Origin of the sequence: Collimonas sp., from assembly GCF_044339385.1 — a bacterium.
GTDB lineage: Bacteria > Pseudomonadota > Gammaproteobacteria > Burkholderiales > Burkholderiaceae_D > Collimonas.
Window position 1 is genome coordinate 1 of record NZ_JBIIVN010000147.1, and the last position, 6,558, is coordinate 6,558.

Genomic DNA, 6,558 nt, shown 5'->3' on the forward strand with positions numbered 1-6,558 from the left:
CAACTGTTTGATAGACTTATCCACAGCTGCTAACTCAAAACGCAGCGACCAGCCCTGGGTCACATTTCGATCAGCAGGCTGGGTCAAGATTCAATCAGCGCCAACAGACAACCGGCTGTCGGCGCTGCTGGCGCTGCTAATCATGGCAGCGGGCGGCGGTGTCTTGGCTCGCGCTTGCTGCCTGGCGGCGGGTGCCACCACGCAGCCGGAGAGGCCGACCGGGATCAGGAGCGCGCCGCTGGCGCCGAGACCCAGATGGCGGATAAAATCGCGACGTTTCATGGCATTACCTCCCCAACTATTGCTTCATGAAATCCGGCCCGCCGAGGATGAGGCCGGCCTGCAGATTTGGCGGTGCCGATGCAATCGCGCTCAGGCTACGCGCTGCCAGCGCTGGCGTCAGGGTTTGTATCAGTTGCTGCGGATCGACGGCTGCTGCGGCGGTTGCTAGCGCAGCGGCTGCTGTCGATGCAGCCCCCGACTCCGGCGCCGATGTTTCAGCACGCGCAATCGTTGACCTGCCATTACTCAGGCTATTGACGAAATTAATCCGGCGCAGCAGCGCATCCGGATTGAGCCATGCTTCCTCGGGGTATTTATAGCCTTCCGGCGTCAACCAGCCATACAGCGGCTGTCCCAACTGGTTCAGCACGCCATCTACCGGCTTGATGTTGCGCACTGGCGTGGCGGTGGCGCGCAACGACGACACCACGTATTGATACGGCGTCTTGAATTGCGTCTGGTAATTACTGCGCGACCAGAATTCCGGGCTATCGAATAAAGTATGCAGCACTGCCTTGATGTCGCCGTCGCTGCTCAGGAAACGACGTGCGAGTTTTTCCGTCAGTGCCGGTTGCGGTTTGTCGGAGACAAAATACTGAACCAGTTTGGTGGCGATGAAATGCGCGGTGGCAGGATGCCGCGCCAGGATGTCGAGTGCCTGCTCGCCTTCCGGCTCGCCGCTGCCCTTGATGGTATGGCCGAGAAATACTTTGTCGCCGCCATCATGGCGGCGGCTATTAAAAATGTAGGCTGGCTGACCATCTTTCATGCCCTTTTCGTTGATGGTCCAGCCGCTCAGGATGCGTGTCAGAGAGATCACGTCGGCTTGGGTGTAGCCGCTGTCGACGCCCATCGTATGCAGTTCCAGCAACTCGCGTCCGTAGTTCTCATTGAGCCCCTTGAAGCGGCCCGTGGCTTGCGGCGTGTTGACGCCGCTGCTAAGCCAGTTGTCGAGGTAGTAAAGCATTGCCGGATGATGGGCGACGGCGCCCAGCAACTGGCGGAAATTACCCAGGGCATTGGGACGCAGCACATCCTTTTCATATTCGCCGTCCCAATAACGCACCCATTCCTTGCCTTCAAATACATTGAAATGATTGAACCAGAATTCGGTCATCACTTCTTGTAACTGTCGCGGGCTTTCGGTCGCCAGCCACAGCCGCGAAAAATGCACTTGCGGCGTGAGCTCCCGGTTGGCGCGCTGACGCGCAGCATTTTTTTCGTCGGCACTGGCACTGTTGGGCGGGTAGGACGGCGGGCCGTACTGCTGGTATAGCTGAGGCGCACTGAGCTGGTAAGTCGACAACGCTGATAATTTGCTACTGAGGTCTGCCGGCAAGGGCAGACTGTACGGATTCAATTGCTGCTCGATATAGCGTTTTATGCCCAGCCGCCGCACGGCATCGACATCGCCGGGGCGCGGGCCATAGGCTAGCCGGTTCAGCACATGCAGGGCTTTTTCCGAATCGTTCAATGGCACCGCTGCTTCCTCAGCCCTGGCATCGAGCGAGCAGAGAGTAGCGCCGCCTGACAGAAGCGGCGCAATCGCCAGAAGGCAACGGCTAAAGCAACGATTTTTGATAGTCGATATCATGTTTTGCCTTATGCTTTTTTCTGCTGACACCCAAGATTAACGCCTTGTTTGCGGGCGCCGCATACAGGCTTGGTGTAACAGATTGTAAGGCGCTAATGGTGACCGCCGGCTCACTTGTTGGCCTGCTTCTTAGGTGACCTTGCCTGGGTTCATCAGATGCAACGGATCAAGCGCCCGTTTGATGGTTTTCATCAATGCCATCTCGACCGCTGATTTATAGCGCAGAATTTCTTCGCGCTTGAGAGCCCCCAATCCATGTTCGGCCGAGATGGAGCCGTCCATACTGTCAACACTGTCATGCACCAGGCGGTTGATCTCTGCCTGGCGTGCGATGAATGTCTCTTCGCTGACGCCAAGCGGGGGCGAGACGTTGTAATGCAGGTTGCCATCTCCGAGGTGGCCGAAGGTGACGTTGCGGCAATCCGGAAAATGTTGTTGCAGCAAGGCGTCGGTGACGGCGATGAATTCAGCAATGCGGGAAATCGGTAGCGATATGTCGTGCTTGATGTTCTTGCCCTCCTTGGCTTGCGCTGAGGAGATGCTCTCGCGTAGCTGCCACAGCGCGCGCGATTGCGTGGTGGAGGTGGCTAGCACCGCATCCTGACAGATTTCCTGCTCCAGCGCCGCGCCGATCACGGCTTCCAGCAGCGTGTTGGCATGGGGCGCAGGTTCGCTATCTGAGAGTTCCAGCAATACGTATTGCGGATGGCGTTCGGTGAACGGGAAAGGCAGTTGCGGGAAGTGCTTGGCAACCAGTTGCAGGCACAGGTCAGACATCAGTTCGAAACCGGTCAGCGTAGCGCCGCAGCGCTGTTGCGCCAGACTCAGCAGCCGCAGTGCGTCGGCCGGAGTTTGTAGCGCCGCCAACGCGGTTAATTGCACTTGCGGTTGCGGAAATATCTTGAGAACGGCGGCGGTGATGATGCCGAGGGTTCCTTCGGCGCCGATGTACAGATCGCGCAAATCGTAGCCAGTGTTGTCTTTACGCAGTCCGCGCAGGCCGTGCAGAATTTCCCCTTGCGCGGTGACGACTTCCAGCCCGAGGCAGAGTTCGCGGGTGTTGCCGTAACGCAGCACCGCAGTGCCGCCGGCATTGGTCGACAAGTTGCCGCCGATGGTGCAACTGCCCTCAGCCGCCAGCGATAGCGGCAGCAGGCGTTCGGCGGCGGCAGCAGCTTCTTGTATATGTTGCAGAATGCACCCGGCTTCAACCGTGATAGTATTGTTGAGTGGATCGACGGCGCGAATCCGGTTCAGGCGTTTGAGCGACAGGACGATCGCCTGGCCGCTTTGGTCTGGCACACTGCCGAGTACCAGGCCGGTGTTGCCGCCTTGCGGCACGATGGGGATGCGAAATTCGTTGCAGAGTTTGACGATGGCGGCGACTTCGGTGGTGTCAGCGGGTTTGACGATGGCCAGCGCCTGGCCGGTATATCGTTGCCGCTGGTCGGTCAGGTAGGCGGCTTTGTCGGTATCCCCGGTGATAACGTGGGCAGTGCCGATTGCATCGCGGCAGGCATCCAGAAATCCAGGATTTTTCATGTCGTCATTTTCTGTATAAGAGTTAAACTCTGACCCTGTTTAACGTATTGCGGACTGCGCCCCCAAAAGCAAGGGAACATTCAAAAGCAACGGAACATTCAAAATCAACCGCAAGCCCCATCCATGTGAGGTTTTGCCTATTGCGATGCCTTCTTGATTGCATCTAGCGCGGCCTGCTTGGCAGTTTTTTTGTAAGGCCGCAAATACAGGATGGTGCACAGAAAAAAGATACAACTGAGGGCCACTTCTAGCCAGCCCAGGCGTCTGGACATGATGCCGCTATCGGTGGTTGCGCGGACTATGCCTTCGGCCAGGTAAAGCAGGATCAGCATCGAGGCCCATTGCATGGTGTAGACATCGCGTTTCATGACGCCGGCCAGCGGCAACAGCAGCGGCAGGATTTTCAGTACCATCCAGGAGCCGCCCGGGCGCAACGGCGCCAGCAGCAGTTCCCAAGCCAGACCGAGTGCGATCAGCGCTAACAGGCTGCCGACCGCGCCAAGGTAGAAAAAGCGCGGCTCACGGGCTGCGTGCGGTAGCGGGTGGGTCGCTGTGCTCGGTTTCAGTCTGGTGGTCATCATGCCCCTCGTTGGCCTGGGTTGAGTGCTGTCTTCAATTTTAGTGCAGTTTCGGCCAGGCGGCGGCCCTGGGCGATGGCCAGGGTGCGGCTTTCGGCGGAAATCGCCAGGTTACCGTTCATGCCCGACCAGTGGCTGGCACCATATGGCGTGCCGCCGCTGGACGTGGTCATCAACTCGGGCAGGGTGTAAGGCAGGCCCATCACCAGCATGCCGTGATGCAGGAGCGGTGTCATCATCGACATCAGCGTCGATTCCTGGCCGCCGTGCAGGCTACCGGTGGAGGTGAATACGCAAGCTGGCTTGCCCGCCAGAGTGCCGGCCAGCCAGTCGGTGCTGGTGCCGTCCCAGAAATATTTCATGGCGGCGGCCATGTTGCCGAAGCGGGTCGGCGATCCTAGTGCCAGGCCAGCGCATTCAAGCAGATCCGTCAGCTCGACATAGGGCGCGCCTTCTACAGGAACCTCGGGTGCGCTAGCTTCGGTCACGGTCGATACTGCCGGCACCGTGCGCAGCCTTGCTTCGCAGCCTGCCACAGAATCGATGCCCTGGCCGATTAACTCGGCCAGCTTGCGGGTTGAGCCATGGCGCGAGTAGTACAAAACCAGAATCGGTGTATGAATGATAATGTTGGATGAGTTCATAGTTGGTATTATAGGGCGCTTTAGCCCAGCCTCACGCTGCAAAACGCGTGTTTAAATGGCCGCGGCAGCGGTTCAGATTAGGTAGAGCATGACCTTGATAAAATTTTCCGGATTACGTCGCTTAGGTGGGCTGCGTGGCTCACGTGGCTTGTCCTGGTCCGAATTGCGCGATCTGTTTCGCTTTGCAGCTCGCCGTCTGGACGAAGAACGGCTGCCGCAAGTGGCTGGCAGCTTGACCTTCACGACGATCCTGGCGCTGGTGCCGATGCTGACCATCGCGCTGGCGATCTTTACCGTTTTTCCGTTGTTCAGTACCTTCCGCACCTCGCTGGAAGCGTATTTCGTGCATAACCTGATGCCGAAGGGCGTGGCTGATACCATCCTCAATTACCTCAATCAGTTCGCGACCAAATCGGCGCGTCTGTCGGCGGTTGGCGGTGTGGCGCTGATCGTCACTTCAGTGCTGACCATGTCGACCGTCGATCACGTCTTCAACCGCATCTGGCGCGTCAAGACGCAACGGCCCTGGATGCAGCGGGTACTTGTCTATTGGGCAATCATTACCCTGGGGCCGTTGCTGATCGGGATGTCGATCACTGTCACATCGTCGCTGTCGGCGGCTGCCAACGGCTGGGTCGTAAGCTGGGTGGGCGGCTGGATATATACGTTTGTATCGGTTGCGCTGACTACCGGCGCCTTTACATCGCTGTACGTCGCGGTGCCGAACCAGCGCGTCAACTGGCGCGATGCCATCTGGGGCGGTTTGCTGGCTGGCATCGCGTTCGAGATCGCCAAGCGGATCTTTGCCGCCTACATCATCAAGTTTCCGACCTACACCATGGTCTACGGCGCGCTGGCAGCCTTGCCGATTTTCCTGTTGTGGATTTACATGCTGTGGATGATTACGCTGTTCGGCGCGTTGCTGGTGGCGGCCTTGCCAGTGGTGAAATACGAGCGTTGGTGGCATGTGCCGACGCCGGGCAGTGCCTTTGTCGATGCCATGGCGGTGTTGCGCGTGTTATGTGAGGCCCGTAACGGCAGCAGTTCGGCCGCGGTCGACGCGGCTCAGATTCGGCGGGCGACGCGCTTGGGTTTCGATGAGTCCGAGAGCTTGTTACAGCAGATGCTGGAGGTCGGCTGGGTCGGTTGTGTGCAGACCGACATGGTTGTGCGCAGCCAGTGGGGGCGCAAGGTGCGGGTCAGTGTCGACGGCTGGATCTTGCCGGCCAATCCTGATGTGTTGAAACTATCTGACATCTATCGTTTGTTCGCCTGCAATCTGGCGCCTGGAAAAGTGGCCGCGGAAGTGGCCGGTGAGGCGGCAGACTCGGAACTGGCGCTACAGGTGGAAGCAGCGATTGAGCGCGGCTTGGGACAGACGCTGGCGTCCCACTTCAGGCAGGGTTCCAGTGGGTTGGCCCCAGCCTGAACCAGAGTTAATATATCCGGATTTTGGCCGAGGCCAGGTGGGCCGCTGCCGGCATCCAAAAATAATTGATTTGCACCACGCCCTTATAGGTCGGTCGGGAGTAATTCATCTCGAAGCGTTTCGGTATCCTGGTCGGCGCAGGGCGATCTGTTTGATCGGTGGTCTGACCGGCAGATTCAGGTATTGGCACGCTGTCTGAGTGACTTGTTTCCATTGAACTTCCCTTGTTCCCATATCAGGGCTAGCTGTGACGGGGTTTGGTCAATCGCAAAAGTGATGCTTGAAATTCAGACATCAAATTCAGACATCAAATTGAGGTATCAACGCCCAACAACAAAGTGCAACAACAACGTGATTCCCTCAATTGAGCTTCCCCCGAAATTTAGTCTTCCATAGGTAACGTAAAATCAACGATCCTTTGGAAAGACCAGCAATGAAGAAGATACCAAAACAGATGTACACGGCGGAGTTCAAGGAGCTAGCCGTGCA

Annotated in this window: 6 protein-coding genes; 1 reads left to right on the plus strand and 5 read right to left on the minus strand. The window is 58.0% G+C overall.

Features of this window, described 5'->3' with window-relative positions; translation table 11 throughout:
• Positions 1–90 precede the first annotated feature (90 nt).
• The 5 genes from ACIQ0R_RS10355 to wrbA form a co-directional block, all read right to left on the minus strand.
• A complete protein-coding gene (locus tag ACIQ0R_RS10355) occupies positions 91–282 on the minus strand; it encodes a hypothetical protein (RefSeq protein WP_395826893.1) in 192 nt (63 codons plus the stop codon).
• Positions 283–298: 16 nt separating this feature from the next.
• Complete coding sequence (locus ACIQ0R_RS10360; RefSeq protein ID WP_395826895.1) at positions 299–1,876, minus strand: DUF1800 domain-containing protein; 1,578 nt, start codon at positions 1,874–1,876, stop codon at positions 299–301.
• A gap of 129 nt (positions 1,877–2,005) precedes the next feature.
• Positions 2,006–3,418: an FAD-binding oxidoreductase gene (locus ACIQ0R_RS10365; protein ID WP_395826897.1), complete on the minus strand. Its 1,413-nt coding sequence runs from the start codon at positions 3,416–3,418 to the stop codon at positions 2,006–2,008.
• A gap of 137 nt (positions 3,419–3,555) precedes the next feature.
• Positions 3,556–3,999 carry a DUF2069 domain-containing protein gene (locus ACIQ0R_RS10370; RefSeq protein ID WP_395826899.1) on the minus strand — a complete coding sequence of 148 codons (444 nt, stop codon included), beginning with the start codon at positions 3,997–3,999 and terminating at the stop codon, positions 3,556–3,558.
• Entirely contained in the window at positions 3,996–4,640 is a 645-nt protein-coding gene (gene wrbA, locus ACIQ0R_RS10375) for an NAD(P)H:quinone oxidoreductase (RefSeq protein ID WP_395826902.1), read from the minus strand. The genes ACIQ0R_RS10370 and wrbA overlap by 4 nt, the downstream gene beginning before the upstream one ends.
• Before the next feature lie 88 nt (positions 4,641–4,728).
• On the opposite strand from wrbA, the gene ACIQ0R_RS10380 reads away from it, so the two are divergent.
• A complete protein-coding gene (locus ACIQ0R_RS10380; protein ID WP_395826904.1) occupies positions 4,729–6,069 on the plus strand; it encodes a YihY family inner membrane protein in 1,341 nt (446 codons plus the stop codon).
• Positions 6,070–6,558 lie beyond the last annotated feature (489 nt).

Excerpts from the sequence above, each read along its gene's own strand:
- ACIQ0R_RS10380 (WP_395826904.1), top strand. The coding sequence starts at position 4,729 with ATGACCTTGATAAAATTTTCCGGATTACGTCGCTTAGGTGGGCTGCGT.
- ACIQ0R_RS10360 (WP_395826895.1), bottom strand. The coding sequence starts at position 1,876 with ATGATATCGACTATCAAAAATCGTTGCTTTAGCCGTTGCCTTCTGGCG.
- ACIQ0R_RS10355 (WP_395826893.1), bottom strand. The coding sequence starts at position 282 with ATGAAACGTCGCGATTTTATCCGCCATCTGGGTCTCGGCGCCAGCGGC.
- ACIQ0R_RS10365 (WP_395826897.1), bottom strand. The coding sequence starts at position 3,418 with ATGAAAAATCCTGGATTTCTGGATGCCTGCCGCGATGCAATCGGCACT.
- wrbA (WP_395826902.1), bottom strand. The coding sequence starts at position 4,640 with ATGAACTCATCCAACATTATCATTCATACACCGATTCTGGTTTTGTAC.
- ACIQ0R_RS10370 (WP_395826899.1), bottom strand. The coding sequence starts at position 3,999 with ATGATGACCACCAGACTGAAACCGAGCACAGCGACCCACCCGCTACCG.